Source organism: Brevibacillus sp. FIR094 (assembly GCF_050477165.1).
GTDB lineage: Bacteria > Bacillota > Bacilli > Brevibacillales > Brevibacillaceae > Brevibacillus.
Map to the genome: position 1 here is coordinate 112,409 of NZ_JBEAES010000006.1, position 20,065 is coordinate 132,473.

Consider the following 20,065-nt stretch of genomic DNA (forward strand, 5'->3'; position numbering starts at 1 on the left):
TCCCACTCCTTTAGATTCAGCTGGCTCCTCTATCTTACAGTTTTTTGCAAAAAAATAATGCGCAAGCCTCGACGCTTGATCAGCACCGAGACTTGCGCATGGTATGAATCTATATGGCGTCTGCGAGAATTTCCGCGACGTCACGTGTTTTGACGTGATCTTCCTGCTCTTTGGTCTTGATTCCGTCGTTCATCATCGTCAGGCAGTATGGGCATGCACTGGCGATTTCCGTCGGCTTGACCTCTAGAGCTTGCTCCGTACGTGTGACGTTCACACGCGAGCCCTCATGTTCCTCCATCCACATCAAGCCGCCGCCCGCTCCACAGCACATACTGTCGCAACCGCTCCGCTTCATTTCAACCACTTCTACACCAGGAATGGCTTCGAGAATCACGCGTGGCTTGTCGTAAATTTCGTTGTAGCGGCCCAAGTAGCAGGAATCGTGGTAGGTGATGCGTTCCTTGACTTCCTTGGTTGGCTTCAATTTGCCTTCTTTCACCCATTCCGCCAACAGCTCAGAGTGGTGGTACACCTCTGCATTCAGCCCAAACTCGGGATATTCGTTCTTAAACGTATTGTACGCATGCGGGTCACATGTCACGATTTTTTTGACTTCATATCCTTCAAACAAGGCGATATTTTCTTGGGCCAGCTGCTGGAACAAGAACTCGTTACCAATGCGGCGAGCCGTATCGCCAGAGTTCTTTTCCTCGTTGCCCAGAATGGCGAACTTCACGCCTGCTTCGTGCATGAGCTTTACAAATGCCTGCGAAATTTTTTGGCTACGCAAGTCAAATGATCCCATCGATCCTACCCAGAACAAGTACTCGAATTCCTCGACCTGCTTCACAGTTGGCACCTCGTACTCACCGTTCAGACCTTCAATCCATTTCGTCCGGTCTTTGCGGTTGATTCCCCACGGGTTGCCCTGACGCTCGATATTGTTCAAGGCGCGCTGCGCTTCTGCTGGCATGCTGCCTTCTGTCATGACCAAGTAGCGGCGCATATCGATGATTTTATCTACGTGCTCGTTCATCACCGGGCATTGGTCTTCACAGTTGCGACAGGTCGTACAAGCCCATAGCTCCTGCTCGGTAATGACATCGCCAATCAAGCTTTTTTCATAGACCGCAGTTGCTCCTTCCGCTGTCGCCGCTACTTCAGATGCTTGGATTGCAATCTGGTTGGCAGTCGTCTGCGAAAAAGCGAAGCTCGGCATCCATGGCGTACGCGATGTCACCGACGCACCTTTTTCGGTCAAATGGTCGCGCATTTTCGTAATCAAGTCCATCGGGGAAAGCATTTTTCCCGTTCCAGAGGCCGGGCACATATTCGTGCAGCGACCGCACTCCACACAAGCGTACAAGTCGATGAGCTGCGTTTGTGTAAAATCCTCGATTTTGCCGACACCGAATTCTTCCTGCGTCTCGTCCTCGAAGTTAATACTGGTCAGCTTGCCTGGCGGGTCCAGCTTCTTGAACCAAACATTGACGGGCGCAAACAGCAAATGCGCGTGCTTGGACTGTGGCACATATACCGCAAAGCCGAGCAAAATGATCAGATGCAGCCACCAGAAAACGTAAAAGCCTACCACTGCCCCCGTTGTCCCTACTCCAATCGCAGAAAGTACAATAGCGAAAACAGATGAGATCGGAGCGAACGCCGACGGCTCATGTCCGAGCCAAATTTGTTCAAAAGCGAGCGAGAGCAACACAGTCGCCATCAGGGAGGATATCAGCAAGAGGACGATTCCCGATTTGAAGCCGCGCTTCAGACGCTTGAGCTTTTCGATATAGCGGCGGTAGAAAGCGTAGCCCACCGCAGCCAAGATGAGAAACGTGGTGATCTCCTGCATGACGGAGAAGTATTTGTGTGCGCTACCAAAAGGAAGCTCGTAGCCTTTCGAAAGCCCTTTGATAACCAGCTCAATGGCTCCGAATTGCAGAGTGATAAAGCCGTAAAACATCACGACGTGCATCACGCCGCTCTTTTTGTCCTTCAGCAGCTTCTTGTGGAAAATGACGTTGTCCAGCATCAGATTGATGCGTGCCCCAAAGTCATTTTTCACTTCCGGCTTTTTCCCCAGCTTGATAAACAAGTATCTGCTGTACACGACATGCCCGGCTAAATACAGCCCGTAAGCAAGAACCAGGAAAAAGGCGATCAAATTAATGAGTGCCAGCATGTTTTCTACTCCCCTCTATTGCGAGTTTTCTTTGGACGTGGAAATCGTTTTTTCTATCTTATCAGAATCATGGAAATAAATGAATGAGTATTCAGTCAGTTAGTTTATTTTTTCGAAAATGAAACGATACTGAGCGACCGCTCATAATAGGCACAACTCGATCTTAACATACAAGTTGCGAATCATCCATCCTCTTCGAAGAGTTGGAAATATTCTTACGAAAAAAAGAAACAGCTACCTTATTACGGGTAGCTGTTGATCATGCTTAATTTCCTGAGGCTTCCTTCGTCTCAGCAGTAGTTTGTTCTTTCTTGGACTTTTGCTCCGATCGTACATCTGCGAGTGATTTGACCTTGGTTGCTTTGATGCGCTTGTTGCGCGGCAGATCAGTCGGCTCCAGATTGTCTACCTCGTCTTGCATGAGTGCTGCGATACCAACTGCCTTGCCTTTTGCAGCCATGCAGTATTCGCAGTTTTCTTCGTCGTGCTCGTGGTATTGCTTCGGCTCTGGATAGGACGTGATAACGCCTTCAAAATTACGCAGCACAACTTTATCAGATGCTTGCGAGATGATGTAGTTCGGGCTGACTGGAATTTTGCCTCCGCCGTGTGGAGCGTCTACTACAAAGGTCGGAACTGCATAGCCGGAAGTATGGCCGCGCAGGTGCTCAATGATTTCGATCCCTTTGCTGACAGGTGCGCGGAAGTGTCCGATTCCCTCTGACAGGTCGCATTGATAGATGTAATACGGGCGAACGCGGATTTTCACCAGGTCCTGCACCAGCTTTTTCATCGTATTCGCACAATCGTTGATACCGGCCAAAATAACTGCCTGGTTGCCCAGCGGAACACCAGCGTTGGCGAGCATTTCGCATGCCAGCTTCGCTTCTGACGTAATTTCTTTTGGATGGTTAAAGTGTGTATTGAGCCAAACTGGATGGTATTTTTTCAAGATATTGCACAGGTTTTCGGTAATGCGCTGCGGGAATACAACGGGTGCACGCGTACCGATCCGAATAATTTCAACATGCGGGATGTCGCGCAGGCTGCTGATGATGTACTCCAATACACGGTCATTGATCAACAAACCGTCTCCACCGGAGAGCAGTACATCGCGGACTTCTGGTCTGCTGCGGATGTAATCGATACAGGCATCCAGCTGTTTCTTTGGCACGCCCATGCCGATCTGGCCGGAAAAGCGACGGCGCGTACAGTAACGGCAATACATGGAGCATTGGTTCGTCACCAGGAACAGCACGCGATCTGGATAACGATGTGTCAGACCAGGTACAGGAGAATCGGTATCCTCGTGGAGTGGGTCTTCCATGTCGTATTTGGTACGAACCATCTCAGAGGACAAAGGTACAGACTGCATGCGAACCGGATCGCTTGGATCGTCTGGATCCATCAGATGAGCATAGTACGGTGTGATATTGAGTGGAATGGTTTGCGTAGAAATACGTACGCCCTCTTCCTCTTCCGGTGTCAGGTTGATTACCTGCTTCAAATCATCGACCGTTTTGATGGTGTGCGTAAGCTGCCACATCCAGTCATTCCATTGCTCGTCCGTGACATCCTTCCAAAGTTCTATCGAACGCCAATCGCGTTTTGTCGCTACTGTCATGTGCATCCCGTCTCCCCTCGTCTTATGGTGAACCTCTTCGTTTCACTCAACCAACAAGAGATGCAAGTGCCATGCCAACAAATCGAAAAATTTAGAAAATAAGGAATAGAGCGTTTCGTGAGCGTTTCTTATCCATTTGATCCTTCACGAGTCTGCCGAATTTTCGGCATTCAACAGGGAGGGATCATTCGCTGCGAGAGCTTGTATTGCAGTGTCTGTCTGGGGATGCCCAAGAGCTTGGCAGCACGAAGTACATTGCCGTCCGTTTGCTGCATCGCATCTTTGATCACCTTTTCCTCTACCTCACGCAAAATCTCGGGCAACGTACAGCCTTCCTTTGATAAAAGTTGTGCCGAAATAGGTGCTTCTTTTTTCTCAGACTGCGAGCGTTCGAGCAAATGAGCCGGAAGATGATCCAACAAAATGATGTCCGACTCCACCATGTTCATGGCTGCTTCTATGACATGTTCCAGTTCACGTACGTTCCCCGGCCAATCATACGCAGTAAACAACCTAGCCACTTCACTACTGATTCCACGTACATTCATACCGAAGATCCGGTTGAACTTTTGTAAGAAATGATCGATCAGCATATCCACATCTTCTCTGCGCTCGCGCAATGGCGGCAGTTCAAAAGAAACGACGTTGATCCGGTAGTACAGGTCGGTTCGCATGATTCCTCGCTCCACGAGTGACTGCGGTGCTTCGTTAACTGCAGCGATTACCCGTACGTCCACTTTGGTCGATTGGCTTCCGCCGATTCGTCTGATCTGACCGTCCTGGAGGACTCGCAGCAGCTTTGCTTGCAAATCGAGCGGCATGCTGTTCAGTTCATCCAGAAATAGAGTACCACCGTCCGCCAGCTCGAATAATCCTGGACGATCATCGGCTCCTGTGAAGCTTCCTTTCGTCGTGCCAAACAGCAAGCTTTCGAGCAGCGCGGCCGGCAGCGCGGCACAGTTTTGCGCGATGAATGGCTTACTGCTGCGGACAGACGCGTGGTGAATCGATTGGACAAACAGTTCTTTTCCCGTCCCAGTTTCGCCGTATATCAACACGGGAGAGGTTGTCCGCGCAGCTTTCCGAGCGCGTTCTTTGAGACGTTTCATTTTTTCACTCATCGTCAAAATGTCTTCGAAATGGAAAGTCGTCTCATCTACCGTGCGTTTTGTCCGTTTCGGCTTGCTAATCTTTGCCTGAAGATCGACCAAGCGCTCCGACAGTTCTTTTAGCTTGCCGATATCCTTCGCCACCTCGACTGCTCCGACTAACCTTTTGCCTACTCTCACCGGAAGTGTCGTGTTGATTGTCTCCACACGCATTCCCTTCCAGTTTTTATATGTCTGTGTCTGGTTGTAAATTGATTCGCCACTATCGATGACACGAAGCAGGGTACTCGACTGTCGATCAAGCGAAGGAAAAACCTCCAACAATGGCTTCCCCAACACCTCTTCTGAGGTCAGCCCATCGAGCTTGGCTGCAACGTGATTGTAGAAAATCGTCATGCCATTTGCGTCCACAACGTGAATTCCTTCATCGATAGCACCCAAGATCGCCTGCAACATTTCTACCGTATCTGACAACGGCATCCTGGCTTTCACTCCTTCCTTCCATTCATGCTGCCAAAAAATCATCACTTCGCCGAATATTCGGCACTTTTACAATGCTATCGATTACGCGCTACCTGAATGGCAAGCATTGCGGTATACAATAAATGTCCCAATACCCAGATAAAAAACGCTGTCAAGCTTATCGCGGATTGGCTCATCAGGCTAAATGGGAAAAACGCGATAGAAAAACCGAGCATCCAGTACAGCAAGTATCGTACCGATCGGGCTTTTCGTTCCCGCGGGTAAAAGTGCATGAGAAAAAAGGCTACGATCACACTAATCAGCAGATGAATCACTAGTTCTACAATAGAGGGCAGGTTTTCCATGCCCGGTACATAGCTGACATCAATTAAAACGGGAAAGGTATTGGTATCAAACAAACCATCTCCGAGCGCCAAAAAAGCAGCAAGACCCAGACCGGCTATTAGTCCATTTGTGAGTACAAACATGCTGTATCCCCCTTTCACTTCAGCCGCAAGTAATCCTATTGTACGTGCAAAAAACCGCCCTTGCAAAGGGCGGTTTATTTTCCTAGCTCTATTTTCAGCTCATGCTCACCAGCGTACTGTTCATTCATCCATAGCTGGTACGCGATTTCTACCTGTACAGGAACCTCTGCTTCGTAGCGGATTCGCAGTTTGTTCGTATGCGTCTCCATTGCAAACGGACCATAGGGACTTTGATAGCTAGAATGGGTGCTGGCTCCTTTTTCGAATTGCTGTCTGGTTGAAACTCCGCCCTGACGAACCAGCGTAATGGACGTATCTGTCAGCTTCAGTGTCGTGCTTACTTCGCCTACACCTTCCATCTGCTCTTTGTAGGTCAAGTACCACGCGGATGCTTTTTGTACGCGCTTGCCTTCATAGCTGTGGGTCGTTTCTTCCCAGTTGCCTTCTACATGATGCCGTGCCGTCAATTTCACTTGTATGTCTTGCATGTTGCCTCCACACTCCACTTTCTTTCGCTTCCCATTTATCCCTACATTCTACCCTTCATCGCTCTGGTGTGGCAACCACCGCCTCCGCTTTGGCATCCGCCAGCAGGTATCTCATGGTAGCAGCAACCCCGATTGCCGCAAGCAACAGCAGACCCGCCAACACCAAGTACCCGACTCCTGCCCCCGTGTAATCGATCATAGCCGTAAACAAACCGATAAGGACCAAACGCATCATCATGCCGATTGAATTGAAAAAGCTCATAACCCGACCCATCTGATGCTTCGGCACAACTGTCATATAGAGCGATTGACGAATCAAGCGCACAGAAGCGTTACTCCACCCGTAAAACGTGTACGTCGCAATCAGCGCCCAGCCATACGGCAAAACAACCATAACGACAATGGCAATCGCGAACAACAACGTATTGCCGATCATGGCAGCCAGCTGCCCCATCTTGCGAACGACGATCGCAACGAGTAAACCTGCTGCCACGGCCCCCAGTGCATACGTGACCTCACCTAGCGAATAAACCGAGACACCCTCCTGCAGCGTTTGGCTTATGTAAACAGGCTTCAATAAGTTCGTCGCCATAACAGCAATGAAGGGCATGAGTGCGGATATGCCAAACAGGAGGAATCCTTTCTTTTGCCGAATGTACCGCCAGCTTTCCATCAGCTGCCCCGTCCAAGCGACACCTTGGCTTTGCTTCGCTTCTTTTTCCAGCGTGAAGGTATACGTCATGGTAGACAGCAAGGTAAAGGCGAACAAGTAGGTAATCGCATTGAAAATAATCACCACATGCAGCCCGTAGGAGCTAAGCAAAAGCCCCGCAAACGCACCTGCTAGTACGGATGCAGTCTGTCCTTCGATCTCGAGCAGACTGTTGATGCTGTTGTAATGCTTGGGCTCAAACGTCTCCTGAACCAGTGCGGACTGCGTCGGATAATGAATTTGGTACATAAAAGTCGTCGTCAAATAGATCACAATCAGCATCCACTCGGTGTACTCTCCGAAAAAGCCCCAGATCGCAAGCATGCCAAGTACGCCAAATCCGATCAAGTTTTCTACCAGAAGCATTTTTTTGCGGGAATAGCGATCGATGAGCGTCCCGATATACGGCCCAATGAAAAACATCAGTACCGCAGAAGTAAACATGGTGGAGCCCAAAAGTTGAGCAGAGCCTGTCGTTTCCACGAGGAACCAGGCAATCCCGATCATCGTCATGCCTTGCCCAAAGCCGGAAAACAGATTAGAAAAGAACAGCTTGCGAAATGGTGCGTAGGCAAATACTTCTCTCATGCAGACAACTCCTTTGTAAGAAAACCTCCGTCGACTTTTAAATCATCTCACTATTATGATTGTACTGACAATTCTATACTTTGTAAATCAAAATGTTTATTAATTAGTTTGAACGTTTACCCCAATAAGAAAAACCCCCGGTTCTTTTACAAAAACCGGAGGCTTATTTACGCAGATATCTTATTTTACAAAGCTCAAGAGCAGTTCGCGAACGATTTTGGATGCCGCGATTTGCGTCATTTCACTGTGGTCATACACAGGAGCAACCTCCACCAGGTCACAACCGATGACATTCGCACCGTTGTTTGCCATGAAGTGAATGGTATCGAGCAGCTCACGAGACGTGATACCGCCAGCTTCTGTCGTACCTGTTCCTGGAGCGTGCGCAGGGTCCAATACATCGATGTCAATCGACAGGTAGATTGGACGGTTGCCAATAGTAGGCAGCACTTGCTTCACTGGCTCAAGTACATCGTATTTGTACAGATGCATGTTTTCTTTTGCCCACTCGAACTCATCTTTCATACCGCTGCGGATACCGAAGGAATAAACATTTTTACCGCCGATCAGGTTGCATACCTTTTTGATCGGGGTGGAGTGGGAGTATTCGTATCCCTCGTAGTTGTCGCGCAGGTCTGTATGCGCGTCAAAGTGGAATACGACCATATCCTTGTACTTTTCATAAACCGCTTGGAATACTGGCCAGGAAACCAAGTGTTCTCCGCCCAGACCCAATGGGAATTTACCATCTGCCAATACTTTGGCCACGAATGTACGGATCGCATCCAGGCTACCTTCCACGTTTCCGAAAGGAAGGGGAATATCGCCAGCATCAAAGTATTTGATGTCTTCCAACAGCCTGTCCAAGTACGGGCTGTACTCTTCCAGACCGATTGAAACCTCACGAATACGGGCAGGGCCAAAACGAGAGCCCGGACGGAAGCTCACTGTCCAGTCCATCGGCATGCCGTAAATAACCGCTTGGCTTTCTTCGTAATTCCCGTGACTACGGATAAAGACATTTCCAGAGTATGCTTCGTCAAAACGCATAGGTGTAATTCTCCCCCGATTAGTCGCGGGTCAGCTCAGCCACAAAGTTAGGCAGTTTGAAAGCAGCGTGGTGAACTTCCGCATTGTAGTATTTGGTGCCCAAATCTTTGATTTTCGCTGGATCTACTTCCAACGGATCGTGTTGCTTGGAAGCGATGGTGAAGCTCCACAGTCCGGATGGATAAGTAGGGATGCTGCAAGTGTAGAGACGAGTAACCGGGAAGATCGATTTCAGGTCTTTGAACACGCGCTTGATCAGTTCACGGTTGAACCAAGGAGATTCCGTTTGAGCAACCATGATACCATCTGGTTTCAAAGCATCGTGAATGCCTTGGTAGAAACCTTTTTCGAACAGACCTACAGCTGGGCCAACTGGCTCTGTAGAGTCAACCATGATCACATCGTACTCACCTTTGTGGTCATGAATATGTTTAATACCATCGATGACTTGTACATCTACACGCGGATTGCCTGTCAACGCACTCGCAATCTCAGGGAAATATTTTTTGCAAGACTCAATGACGCCACCGTCGATTTCAGCCAGAACTGCTTTTTCTACAGACGCGTGCTTTACGATTTCACGAATAGCACCGCCATCGCCGCCGCCTACAACCAGAACCTTTTTCGGGTTTGGATGCGTATTCAACGCGATATGAGAAATCATTTCATGGTAGACAAACTCATCGACATCGGTAGTCATAACCATGCCGTCGAGCACTAACATGCGACCAAACTGGTTCGTATTAATTACGTCGATTTGTTGAAACTCGGATTTCTCACTGTATAGGGTTTCTGTAATTTTCGTTGTTATCCCGTGATTTTCCGTCTGTTTTTCGGTGTACCACAATTCCATGTTCATGGCTATGTAACCTCCTTCAATTAACCGCATGAAAATACAATATAACAAGAAAATTATAGTAGTTGTCTTCCAAATTGCAAGATATTTTTCTAGCAAGGAAAGTTTAACCAGCTTGCAAGCGACACATACTACTAGTAACGTAGTATGTCCTATTTTATTGATTCAACCGCAGAAAGGAGGAGAGGCACACATGGAAGTCATTCGCGAAGCCCCATTGCTGCGCTATTTGCGTTGGGCCAAGAAATTTGTAAAATTTACCATTCTTAGCCTATTATGTATCTCTTTTGCCATCTTGCTACTCATTTTGTACTTGCGCTCACAACCACTCCCGGAAACGTTTGTGAAGCAAACCACGACGATTTATGCTTCCAATGGAGAGGTTTTGGATACGATGCACCGTGGCGAGAACCGGATTTCTGTGCCACTTGCAGAGATTTCACCCGCATTGCTTGATGCGACTATCGCGATCGAGGACCGTTCGTTCCGCGAACATTTTGGTTTTGATTGGAAACGTTTGGCCATGGCCGCTTATGTCGATGTCATTAACATGGACAAGCGCCAAGGTGCCAGCACCATCACTCAACAATTGGCAAGAAATCTGTACCTCAGCTTGGACAAGACATGGGAGCGAAAAATCAAAGAAGCTTTGCTTTCGATTCAACTTGAGCTGAATTACAGCAAGGATGAAATATTAGAAATGTACGTGAATCAAATTTATTATGGTCATTCAGCTTATGGCGTACAAGCTGCTGCCCAAACCTATTTCGGCAAGGACGCCAAAGATTTGACAGTTGCAGAAAGCGCCATGCTGGCAGGCATCCCTAAGGGCCCTACTTATTATTCACCATTTATCGATTTGGAACGCGCCAAAGCCAGACAAAAGCTTATTTTGAATGCCATGGAGCGCGACAATCTACTGACATCGAAGGAAGTAGAGCAAGCCTACGCGGAACCAATCAAGCTGAAACAGCGAACAAATGAGAATGTAACCGAGCCAGCTCCTTATTTCCGCGATTACATCGCCAATTTGGTAAAAAACAAATATGGCATTGACGAAGAAAAATTTATTCATGGCGGCCTAAAAATCCATACGACCCTTGATCCAGTCGTACAAAAAAAGGCCGAGGATATTGTCGCCTCTGTCTTACCGAAGAATAATCCGAATTTGCAGGTAGCCCTCGTCGCCATGGACCCAACTACCGGCTATATTAAAGCGATGGTAGGTGGACGTGACTACAAGGTAAGTCAGTTCAATCGCGTGCTTGGCAAGCGGCAGCCCGGTTCCTCCTTTAAGCCGATCATGTATTTGTCAGCCTTGCAAAACGGCTATACACCGCTCACTTTGATGAAAAGCGAACCGACCGTTTTTACCTACGATAACAATAAGCAGTACATTCCCGGCAATTTTGGTGGAAAATATCCAAACGCACTGATCAACATGCGTGAAGCAATCAAAACTTCCGACAACATTTATGCCGTCAAGACCATTGATTTTCTCGGGCCGCAAAAAGTGGCTGATCAGGCAAAGCAATTAGGTATCACCAGCTCGATGCAAGCCGTTCCCTCTCTGGCACTGGGAACTTCACCTGTCTCTCCCTTGGAGTTAAACGCAGCTTATGCAGCAATCGTCAACAAAGGACAAGCAGTGAAGCCCATTGCCATCACCTCCATCGAGGACGGCGAGGGCAACATTTTGGTAGAAGAAAAACAGGAGAAAACACAGGTAGCCGACCCTGTCGCGTCTGCTCTTTTAGTGAATATGATGCAAAGTGTATTTGAACAAGGTGGTACGGGATATCGCGTAGCTGGTGAAATGAACCGACCGGTAGCAGGGAAAACAGGATCTACGGATTATGACGCTTGGCTGAGTGGGTTCACTCCGCAGCTAGTTTCGACCGTATGGGTAGGTTACGACAAAAACCAAAAGGTCGATGATGTAAAGGAAGGCTATCTGTCTAAAAAAATCTGGGCCCAGTTCATGGAAAGTGCGCTTAAAGGTCAGCCCCCAGCCCTCTTTGACATGCCAGCTGGTGTTGTTTCTGTCTATATCGATCCCGCTTCTGGAAAACTGGCGACCGAGCATTGTCCGAATCCACAACTCTTTTATTTTGCCAGCGGAACAGAGCCTCAAGATTACTGCATGGATCACATCCCGACAAATGAGACACCGACACCTTTAAAGCCGCCAGATTCTTCGACCTTCTGGCAGCGCATGGGCAGTTGGTGGAAACCGAATAACTAAAGAAAAAAGGACGTTTCTCTTCATCGAGTACGTCCTTTTTGGTATACCTATTAACCTTGCGTGCTCTGATTGTCCCCGCCGCCCACGACTCCATCTCCATCGGCAAAAACATGGTCGTTGACGATTGTAATCAGACCGGCATTATCAAGCTGTTCCAATACTTCAAACAAGCTTTCCCTTTTTCCAGCAGGGAGCTTACTCACAAAGTTGTTTATCTCGGTCGGAGTCACGTGTGTGTGGAAATGGACGCCACCGTGCTTCACAAAATGATCATGCGATTGTTCATTACCACGGAGATCTTCTCCCAATGGGTACCGCCCCTTCCGTCAAACAGTTTGGTTCAATCCCCATTAGTGTTCCGCGTATCCCAAAAACTATGATCAATAAAAGAAATTATATACACAAACAGGGAAAGAGTGACGGCTCTCTCCCTGTTTGTTGACCTAGTATACATGTTACACAGATATGGAAATAAGTTTACCTGACTTCAATTGTGTGAACAATTGATTTCACGATTTGTTCACAGACCGTTCACGATTTCCAACTTCAGGACAAATTTTGCTTTAATTCCTCGGTGGAATTCTCGAACATAGCCGCGTTATTATCAATCAAAAGCTTTTTCAGAGCGGCTTTTTCCTGCTCAGATAGATCGGACAGCATAATACGTCTCTTCATGGAGTAATCCATGCGATTCACGTGATCTGCCAAAATTTTGTAGCCTCTACGCGCTTCACGATCGATTTCCATATAGCATGCGGTTGCCCCTGCATAATAAGGACCAGCTTCATTGCGATCGACGGTTACCCAAACGAGCCAATAAGGCTTTCCATTTGGTACTTCTTCTTTATTCATCGTCCATTTGATGCCCTTTTCTACAGAACTTTTGGCATGCAAGGCACCCATGTCAATGTACGCTTCGTCCCCATCGATAATGACCGAAGACACAGCATTCAGGTCGAGTACACCTTGACCAAAGCCTCCGTGTACATCGGTTTTTCCACTCATGATGGTAAAGCCACCTTTTTTATTATCAAAAATATCCATTTGAATAACCTCCAGACAATCATTCTCCTTCCTTTTATTCTACTCGAAAGACGTGCAATGACGCAATTTGCCTATGTGCCCAGTTATTTATCCATGGGCTTTTGGGTGTTTCGTTTTTTGTTTATGAGCTGGATGATTTTTTCGATGCCCGACATGATCAGCATCGTTACGACTGCTGTATGGACCGCCATAGCAACCTTCATGAGTAATAGTTCACCTAGCATCGTGTCAGAGGGAACAATAAACAGGTAGTACACAAAGCTGATAAAAAGAACACTTAGAAAGATCAACCAGCCTCGAAAGCCTAGCGTGAAGCGAATGAAAGTGGCGATGAGCAAACCGATCAAAGGCCCCGCAAACATCAATGAGAATACGAAAGGACCGAGTATGAACCAGACAATCCAATTATCATCCATTGTCTTACTCCCCTTGCTTTTCTACCTCTGCCAGTCCACGCTCATCGAGCACGTAATGTCTGCCTGTTTCTTTGTAACGCTCCGAATCATCTGACGAGAAACGTTTGATCAAAAAGCGCGCTGGCTCCTCTCCCTCTACAGCTACTGGCGGCTGGAACTCCAGGTCTTCACCATCTCGAACATGGATGACAACGATGCGATCGTGGTATTCAATAGACAGATCTTCCCGTACTTCTTTTTTATTGGCGTCGAGCGTAAAGGTCTGGCCGGATTTGTGTATCGTCACTTCAGGAAAGCTTTTGTCATCTTGTGCAATGATGTAATACAGATAGTCAGCATTTTGATCCGGAGCATTGCGCAATCCTGGTTGTAATTCCTCATTTCCCTGTAGCAATCGCGTTACTTGGTCGATGACTCCTGGTATGGTCGGCAGCTTGGCGTGTTCGCCTTTCACGTAGTAACGTTTTTTCATATCCTTCTGGGCGTAATTGGCACTCATATACGGAACGGTACCGTCCCCAACGCCAGGATCGAGAATCGGGGACCATTCGTTATAAAAAGAATCATAAAAGTAACCGAGCAGTGTTACTTGACCTGTACCCACGATGGAATACTGTGGAACATTGATCGTTTTGTTATCCCACTTTTCATGCATCTTGCCACCATGTCGGACGAGCGGTGCATAGTCGAGGCGAATATTTTTGTCCTTTAAAAATTCGTCGTAGGTGTAGTACTGAATGTTACTCTTTTTCAGGAAGCCAACCGTTTCAAAATATTTTTTGGAGGGTAACAGCTCGTAGACGGCAGGTGCATAAGAGGAAATCACTTTCCCTGTTTCCTCATCCAGCCAAGGGATCGAAAAATTGTAACCGTGCTTAAGAGCCTGATATGCCCGTGGAGAGCCAAGAAAGGGTGTGCCCATATACACGACACGATTCACTTTGCGCTGGTAGGACACATTGGATAGAAGTGTTTCTTTTACTAAGAGCCCACCCATGCTATGTGCCACCAAATGCACCTGATTTGCTCCACTTGCCTTCAGTGCAGCATCGATTTCTTCTTTTAGAAGTTTGGCATTTTTCGTGCTGCTATATCGCCAATCGTACGGCAGTGCAAATAGGGTGCGATGCTTTTTGTATCCCGCCTTCTCCAGTTCCTTTACCATGCTGTAATACTGTTCGGTAAGTTCTTTTAAAAACGGCGCATAGGAAAGATACTCGATGGCGTAAAAATCATCTTTTTCCGGGTGGATCGTCGCATCACGAACGACTGGCTGTACATCTACACTATTTGGCTTGATCGGCTCCAGAGAGAGTAGCCTACGGTGTTTGGGATCATTAATACCAATGAGACTATCGCTAAGTGCCAACCATATTTCCGATCTCTTTCCATTCTGCTCCACTTCGAGTCGCGATCCACCTACTCCCGGGATTAAGATAACCGGTATCGTTCTGTCTCCTATATAAAGACTGTACGAATTAGCGGTAAATCCCGAGCGTTTGCTGGCCATGACCTTGACTTTATAGGTTCCAGGATAGGCATTGAAAATCATATGTTCATCCAAATTCTTCGCTTTCTCGGATCTAGCGACTACTTTTCCAGCCTCGTCGAGCAGAAATACGTCCATATCCATTCCAGTAGGGATATCCTTGAGGGAGACCTCCACAGTAGAGGAGAGCTTAACGGATAAGCTGTAAAAATCCACATCTGTTTTTGAATGAAGATTACCTACGATATTTCGTTTATAATCATCTAGCTCGTAGGCCTCTTCCATTGTGTCATTCGGCTCGTACCCATCCGCCTTGCCCCCTCCTTGATCCGCGAAAAAATCAGCTCGCAAGCGGTAGAAGTAATCTTTCGAAAACGAGCCCTGCTTTCCAACGACTTTGATGTAGTACCATTTGTCTTTTTCCAGTGCCAGTCCCTCGATGAGCTCAGGCTCATTTCCCTGCTGCTCTGAACGGGCAAGCTCCCGCTCCTCCTCATCGTACACATACAAATCGTAGTCTTCGTTTGCCCGAATATCTGCGAGGGATATATCCATCTGTCCATTTGTTGTTCCTCTGATTTTCCAAAAATCCACATCATCTTTGCTGCTAATCTTTCCATGGCTGTCCTTTCCATCAAAGAGCCAATCCGATTTGCTGCCCAAGGTATCATTCGGTTCTACCTCAAAGCGAGCTTCTCTACTGCGCAATTCCGCTTCTCCTGGCTTATTCTCGCCTGAAAAACGCGCATAAAATTCCTCTGCCAGCCGCGAAAGCTCTTCATCGGTGGTATCCTGCTCCTGTTCTTGTTCTTCCTCTACTAGCGGAGCTTCGTTTGGGTCTTCGATCTCTAGTTCGACCAACGCTAACGGTTCTTCCTGATCGGCAGCCATTTCATCCCAAGGGGCCTGTTTGATTTTTATTTTTTCTACGGTCGGCTCTATATGTTCAGGCAATGACAGCTCCCAGCTACGTAACGGCTCCTCTGAATCATCTATGAACATCGTTATCTGGAGAGGGCTATCATCCATAGGCGGTACAGCGAGGGAAATCTGAGCCTCCTCGTGAAAAGAACGGGTTTTGCTGTCGCTGCCCTGATTGACAGTCAGCTCGACTTTATCCGGAGTACCCGATAATTGTGCCTGAAAACGCACCTCTCCCTCGTCGATCCATGCCCACGCCTCCTCTACGAATATCTCCTGTTCTTTTGCCCAGACCTGTTCCACTGTATTTCCCAAGCATAAAGCGAATAGGAGAAATGCACATAGCAAGCGCCGCGTGATTATTCCCACAAAAATCCCCCTCATCCTTTTTCTAGCTTTACAGTAGAAAAAGACAGAGAGGGGGTGCAAATATTTTTACTGAGTCGTATGGTTGCGGATTCCTTGTCGTTCCCATGCATTTGCAATGATACGGAAGGGTAGTTGATAATCTTTTAGCTCGTGCCCATGCCCGGAGGCTTTATTTTGATAGGAAAAGCCCTTGTTCACGTCAAAACGAAAGGAAACGGAGTAATAGACAGCGTAGCTGGCATCCTTTTGGAAGCCATACTGTTTATCCCCCATCAAAGGCGTATCTACTCCCACTTCACGAGTTCCTAGCTTGGAAGCGGAATAAGAAGGTCCTCTCCAGAGCTCGGGAGTCGCTTGTTGCAAGGCCAATAACGACTGTAACGGTGTTTGGCGTAAGCCAGTTTCTGAAATCCACGCCCGCGCAGATGTCTCGACAGGAAACTGGTTACTCACGGGATGACGGTGTCGATCTTGCAGCTCCACTTGCGTCAAAATGCGCTCCCCCGCATAGTAATCATTTGGCTGGCTGTTTGGATACCGGTCTCTGGCATGATACGCTGCCCATTCAGCTGTATGGCGAATCGAGCCTGTAGCATTCGGCTCAAATACTTCAAAGAAGCGCTCTCCCCCTTTTACCGTAATGGTATAGCGTCCTGTCATTGTTTTGGATATGTTCTGTAGTTCACATACTTCTTCATCTTCGTCATTCGTCGAACAGCTCTCGTAGGACAGTTCAAAATCGACCTGATAATCCATTACGATGACAAAGCCGTTGATTTCTGCTTTGTACTTTTGCGTTTGGAGTACTTGGCGCCAAGTCGTCTGCGTGGGGACAGTGGTTCCTGCGTACACGACCTCTGTGCCTGTAGATGCACTGCTTACCTGCCATTGCATCGGCGTTCCAGGGCCTGTCAGCTTCAGATCAAGCTGCGATGGTGTATACACCGCCATGCTCTTGGCATCTGAAATCCACCCGGGATTCGCAGTGACGGTTACGTTTTTGATATCATCCCCGCTAACTGAACTCTCCAATTGTGCTTTAAATTGCGTGATTTTCTGATTGATCTCCTGCTCTGTTTTTTGGAAGCCTTCGTTTATTTTCGTCTGATCAATGACCACGCGAATCGTAGCAGGCTCACGTTCCCACACGCCATCTACATGTAGCGGCAGTTTTTGTAGCTGTCGACCATCACTGTCATAAATCTCCAAGCCAATTTCACCACCATCAAAATCGTCTCCACCACCAGGCAGCTCAGGAACTTCTCCGCCGACTATTTTCACTGGCCAAGTCGCACGATTGTCCGCCCAGTTCGTCTCATTTTCCGGCATAGATTTCGCAGGGTTGATATGGGCGATGAAATCCTCCGATTTTTGCGGATACTTCGTCGGAACCGTGATCTTCCGCACCTCACCTGGCCTAAATTCATTCACGTCCAAGCTGGTTTCCTTTTCTGAGCTAGCCCAGCGAACAGCCAATTTCGTATCATGCGTTAATTTCCCGGCATTCTTCACGTTGAAGGTAATCGTCGCATCGGTTCCTGCGGCTTGAGGGCTCTTCGGATTTATTTGAAAGCTCGATTTCACAATAAGTAAATTCTCTCCATCCGGTTTGGGAGCGCCTTTGCCGATTTGTACAAAAAAATGACCGTCGCAGCCATCACTCTGGGTTGAATAAAATTGCACCTTGTACAGTCCTTCTAAAAGAAGACCATTATCGTCCTTGGGGAAATACACCCAGTGGCTATTTGTGGAGGTGTTTGAGCTATCGAGTGTTTTTCCGTTTCGCTTTCTTTCCCAGGAGCCTGACGCAGGATCGAACCATCTCATAGAAAAGTGACTATCATCCGACAAAAACATACGAAACCGATACTTGTCTGGCATCTCATCTGCTGCAATTTCAATGGTTTCTCCACGTTGAATGTCCTTGCTCCACTTTTGGTTGTTTCGATCGATTTCTACGGACGCTAGAATATCCCAGCATTTTTGATCAGATTCAATGGTGAATCGCACCTCACCTGTGCAGCCTGTCTCGGACTCGAACAGCAGTACGATTTCATCGCCAACATCTACACTTGCAGGCAACATGAGCCTGAATCGCTCGTCCACCGTAAGCTTGTCTGTTAATGCTATTTTCCCTCCGGGGCTCTTCCAATACCAAGTACCAGATACCTTCGAGGAAAACGATAGATTGGTATCGTATTGATCTCCAGCCTCCGTAAAGTACTTGATGTATATGGGGTCTTTCAGTGTAAAACCTGAGCTGACTGATCCATTCATGCTTTCCCCTTCAGGAGAAAATGGCAGAGGTGGTTCGCTATGCACTAAAAATGAAACCTTTTTTTGATCAGCGATGGTGCAGGAAGCATCCTTTACGACAATCGTTATCTCCCAATTGCATTCTGGTCGCTCCCTCCACTTTGTCCCATCGAAGTTTAGCTTCAGTTTGTACGTTTTTCCGCGCTCGAATGGAAAATAGTACGGGTTATGAACATCTCCGTACGGAAGCTTTAAACTGGAGGAATCATAGGGTCCCCATCTGCCATTGTCATTTTCTTTGACAGGCAAGGTATAGATTTTTCCGTTTGGAAGTGATACATCCCACTTGAGCGATGCCTCCGAGCTATCTCCGTGTTTGGTTGTGTATTTGGCTCGGAACGTAAGCGTATCGAACGGCATCATTTCAATCTTTTCACCGTTCCTCACTGCAGATGCCGACAGCGTAACGATGGGGCATGAGTCTTCGCCGTCTGGCGACTCGACTCTCAAATATTTCTCCCAGCATTCGGTTCCATCATCACTGACGTAGACGACTTTTACCCGTCCAGAGTTACCCACTCTACCCGTCGCGACCTTCCGATTCCCATTCGCTCCAGGCTTCATTTCATAGCCATTCATCGTGTATTTTCCTGGTTTATTGGCAGAGAGAGTGATATCGGCATTTTTTTCGACAGCGATATCTGAGCCGCCGCTTGCAACAGCATTGTGGTCTTTTATATCCTTGTCGCCAACGACTTGAATGTTCAGTCTGGTTTTTGTTGATCCGATCGAACAGACTGGACCTGGGTCAGGCTTTTCGGGATCGGGTTTTTCCGGTGGGGTTACATCCCCTACTGTGAATTGTGCTGTGTAAGGTGTCGAAACGCTTATGCTGCTTGATCCTTGGCGGCTTCTTTGATGCAGGTCAGTGATGGTTAGCGATACTTCATACACGCCTGGCTCGGTAGGTTTATATTCGATATTTTTATAGGCCCACTTGTAGCCTGGGGGACTGCTTGTCTCGTTTACCGTGGGAACGGCGGTACTCGGATCGTTGAATTGTCGATTAGACAAGAGGCTTTTGTATCCACGTCCTGTCGTCTTGTTGATCACGTTTAAAGACCATACAAAAATGCCGCGGTCATAGTAAGAAAAGTCCGTGGCATTTGCATGGATCTCAACTGTTTCGTTGAGGTTGTATTTGGTTTTGGCGGTGGTTATGCTGCCGCTGGGTTGTGGGGTTGTGCGGAAGTGGCCTACAGATTTATATCCACCATTGCCATCCGGGACAAGGTTGTCTCCTTTTGTATAACCTGCACCACCTGATGCAGCAGCCAATTCTGCGAGGTTGTAGGCTTGATATGGATCGCTTTCGTAATTAGTTTCATTAGTTACTTTTTTGCTATACACATTAGCAGAACCACCGAGAATAAAGTTGGGATTTCCTCCAAATCGCTTGATCCAATTAGAAGTCTCGGACTCATCTACGAAGTACCACCCTTTATCTGCTTTCTCGTCTACGTCAGCAAATAATAATACTTGCTGCCCATCAATACTTCTATCAATCTCTATTTGGGCAATTGACGCGCCTAGTCTTCCAGGTATCGTTTGGATGTAAACTGTGTCGTAACCGTTTTTGGGCGCTAGTCGCTTGTAGGAATCAATACTCGCTACCTTGATTCCATGTAAATTGGGTGCAGCCTTAGTTGTCTGTGAATTCATGCCGATTAATCCTATCAAAAGGCAGAAAGAGAGCACAGAAA

The 20,065-nt window shown here is 47.5% G+C and carries 14 protein-coding genes; 1 reads left to right on the forward strand and 13 read right to left on the reverse strand.

The window, feature by feature from the left end; genetic code table 11:
* Positions 1-109: 109 nt before the first annotated feature.
* The 8 genes from ACQ5DJ_RS06655 to speE form a co-directional block, all read right to left on the reverse strand.
* Positions 110-2,185 carry a heterodisulfide reductase-related iron-sulfur binding cluster gene (locus ACQ5DJ_RS06655; RefSeq protein WP_429841745.1) on the reverse strand — a complete coding sequence of 692 codons (2,076 nt, stop codon included), beginning with the start codon at positions 2,183-2,185 and terminating at the stop codon, positions 110-112.
* Between the two features lie 265 nt (positions 2,186-2,450).
* Positions 2,451-3,815 (reverse strand): lysine 2,3-aminomutase, encoded by a 1,365-nt coding sequence (gene ablA / locus ACQ5DJ_RS06660; RefSeq protein WP_429841746.1) that lies wholly within the window; start codon positions 3,813-3,815, stop codon positions 2,451-2,453.
* A gap of 164 nt (positions 3,816-3,979) precedes the next feature.
* The gene (locus ACQ5DJ_RS06665; protein ID WP_429841747.1) at positions 3,980-5,398 is read right to left on the reverse strand and encodes a sigma-54 interaction domain-containing protein; all 1,419 of its coding nucleotides are present in this window, start codon (positions 5,396-5,398) and stop codon (positions 3,980-3,982) included.
* A 77-nt stretch (positions 5,399-5,475) separates the two neighbouring features.
* A complete protein-coding gene (locus ACQ5DJ_RS06670) occupies positions 5,476-5,868 on the reverse strand; it encodes a hypothetical protein (protein ID WP_429841748.1) in 393 nt (130 codons plus the stop codon).
* A gap of 74 nt (positions 5,869-5,942) precedes the next feature.
* On the reverse strand, positions 5,943-6,356 hold the full coding sequence (locus ACQ5DJ_RS06675; protein WP_429841749.1) for a DUF1934 domain-containing protein: 414 nt from the start codon (positions 6,354-6,356) through the stop codon (positions 5,943-5,945).
* Between the two features lie 55 nt (positions 6,357-6,411).
* On the reverse strand, positions 6,412-7,656 hold the full coding sequence (locus ACQ5DJ_RS06680) for an MFS transporter (protein ID WP_429841750.1): 1,245 nt from the start codon (positions 7,654-7,656) through the stop codon (positions 6,412-6,414).
* Positions 7,657-7,836: 180 nt separating this feature from the next.
* The gene (speB, locus tag ACQ5DJ_RS06685; RefSeq protein ID WP_017252411.1) at positions 7,837-8,706 is read right to left on the reverse strand and encodes an agmatinase; all 870 of its coding nucleotides are present in this window, start codon (positions 8,704-8,706) and stop codon (positions 7,837-7,839) included.
* A gap of 19 nt (positions 8,707-8,725) precedes the next feature.
* Positions 8,726-9,559 (reverse strand): polyamine aminopropyltransferase, encoded by an 834-nt coding sequence (gene speE / locus ACQ5DJ_RS06690; RefSeq protein ID WP_429841847.1) that lies wholly within the window; start codon positions 9,557-9,559, stop codon positions 8,726-8,728.
* A gap of 196 nt (positions 9,560-9,755) precedes the next feature.
* Between speE and ACQ5DJ_RS06695 the strand changes: the two genes are divergently transcribed.
* A complete protein-coding gene (locus ACQ5DJ_RS06695) occupies positions 9,756-11,807 on the forward strand; it encodes a transglycosylase domain-containing protein (RefSeq protein WP_429841751.1) in 2,052 nt (683 codons plus the stop codon).
* A 50-nt stretch (positions 11,808-11,857) separates the two neighbouring features.
* On the opposite strand, the gene ACQ5DJ_RS06700 is transcribed toward ACQ5DJ_RS06695, so the two are convergent.
* The 5 genes from ACQ5DJ_RS06700 to ACQ5DJ_RS06720 form a co-directional block, all read right to left on the reverse strand.
* Positions 11,858-12,115: a hypothetical protein gene (locus ACQ5DJ_RS06700; protein ID WP_017252414.1), complete on the reverse strand. Its 258-nt coding sequence runs from the start codon at positions 12,113-12,115 to the stop codon at positions 11,858-11,860.
* A 238-nt stretch (positions 12,116-12,353) separates the two neighbouring features.
* Positions 12,354-12,851, reverse strand: a complete 498-nt coding sequence (locus tag ACQ5DJ_RS06705) for a YwhD family protein (RefSeq protein ID WP_429841752.1) — start codon at positions 12,849-12,851, stop codon at positions 12,354-12,356.
* Between the two features lie 83 nt (positions 12,852-12,934).
* Positions 12,935-13,267: a hypothetical protein gene (locus ACQ5DJ_RS06710; RefSeq protein WP_429841753.1), complete on the reverse strand. Its 333-nt coding sequence runs from the start codon at positions 13,265-13,267 to the stop codon at positions 12,935-12,937.
* A 4-nt stretch (positions 13,268-13,271) separates the two neighbouring features.
* Positions 13,272-16,046: a lipase/acyltransferase domain-containing protein gene (locus ACQ5DJ_RS06715; protein ID WP_429841754.1), complete on the reverse strand. Its 2,775-nt coding sequence runs from the start codon at positions 16,044-16,046 to the stop codon at positions 13,272-13,274.
* A gap of 66 nt (positions 16,047-16,112) precedes the next feature.
* Complete coding sequence (locus tag ACQ5DJ_RS06720) at positions 16,113-20,024, reverse strand: ABC transporter permease (RefSeq protein ID WP_429841755.1); 3,912 nt, start codon at positions 20,022-20,024, stop codon at positions 16,113-16,115.
* Positions 20,025-20,065: the final 41 nt, after the last annotated feature.

Coding starts and splice junctions, on each gene's coding strand:
- ACQ5DJ_RS06720 (WP_429841755.1), bottom strand. CDS start 20,024: ATGAATTCACAGACAACTAAGGCTGCACCCAATTTACATGGAATCAAG.
- ACQ5DJ_RS06670 (WP_429841748.1), bottom strand. CDS start 5,868: ATGTTTGTACTCACAAATGGACTAATAGCCGGTCTGGGTCTTGCTGCT.
- ACQ5DJ_RS06705 (WP_429841752.1), bottom strand. CDS start 12,851: ATGGATATTTTTGATAATAAAAAAGGTGGCTTTACCATCATGAGTGGA.
- speE (WP_429841847.1), bottom strand. CDS start 9,559: ATGGAATTGTGGTACACCGAAAAACAGACGGAAAATCACGGGATAACA.
- ACQ5DJ_RS06680 (WP_429841750.1), bottom strand. CDS start 7,656: ATGAGAGAAGTATTTGCCTACGCACCATTTCGCAAGCTGTTCTTTTCT.
- ACQ5DJ_RS06675 (WP_429841749.1), bottom strand. CDS start 6,356: ATGCAAGACATACAAGTGAAATTGACGGCACGGCATCATGTAGAAGGC.
- ACQ5DJ_RS06710 (WP_429841753.1), bottom strand. CDS start 13,267: ATGGATGATAATTGGATTGTCTGGTTCATACTCGGTCCTTTCGTATTC.
- ablA (WP_429841746.1), bottom strand. CDS start 3,815: ATGCACATGACAGTAGCGACAAAACGCGATTGGCGTTCGATAGAACTT.
- speB (WP_017252411.1), bottom strand. CDS start 8,706: ATGCGTTTTGACGAAGCATACTCTGGAAATGTCTTTATCCGTAGTCAC.
- ACQ5DJ_RS06665 (WP_429841747.1), bottom strand. CDS start 5,398: ATGCCGTTGTCAGATACGGTAGAAATGTTGCAGGCGATCTTGGGTGCT.
- ACQ5DJ_RS06695 (WP_429841751.1), top strand. CDS start 9,756: ATGGAAGTCATTCGCGAAGCCCCATTGCTGCGCTATTTGCGTTGGGCC.
- ACQ5DJ_RS06655 (WP_429841745.1), bottom strand. CDS start 2,185: ATGCTGGCACTCATTAATTTGATCGCCTTTTTCCTGGTTCTTGCTTAC.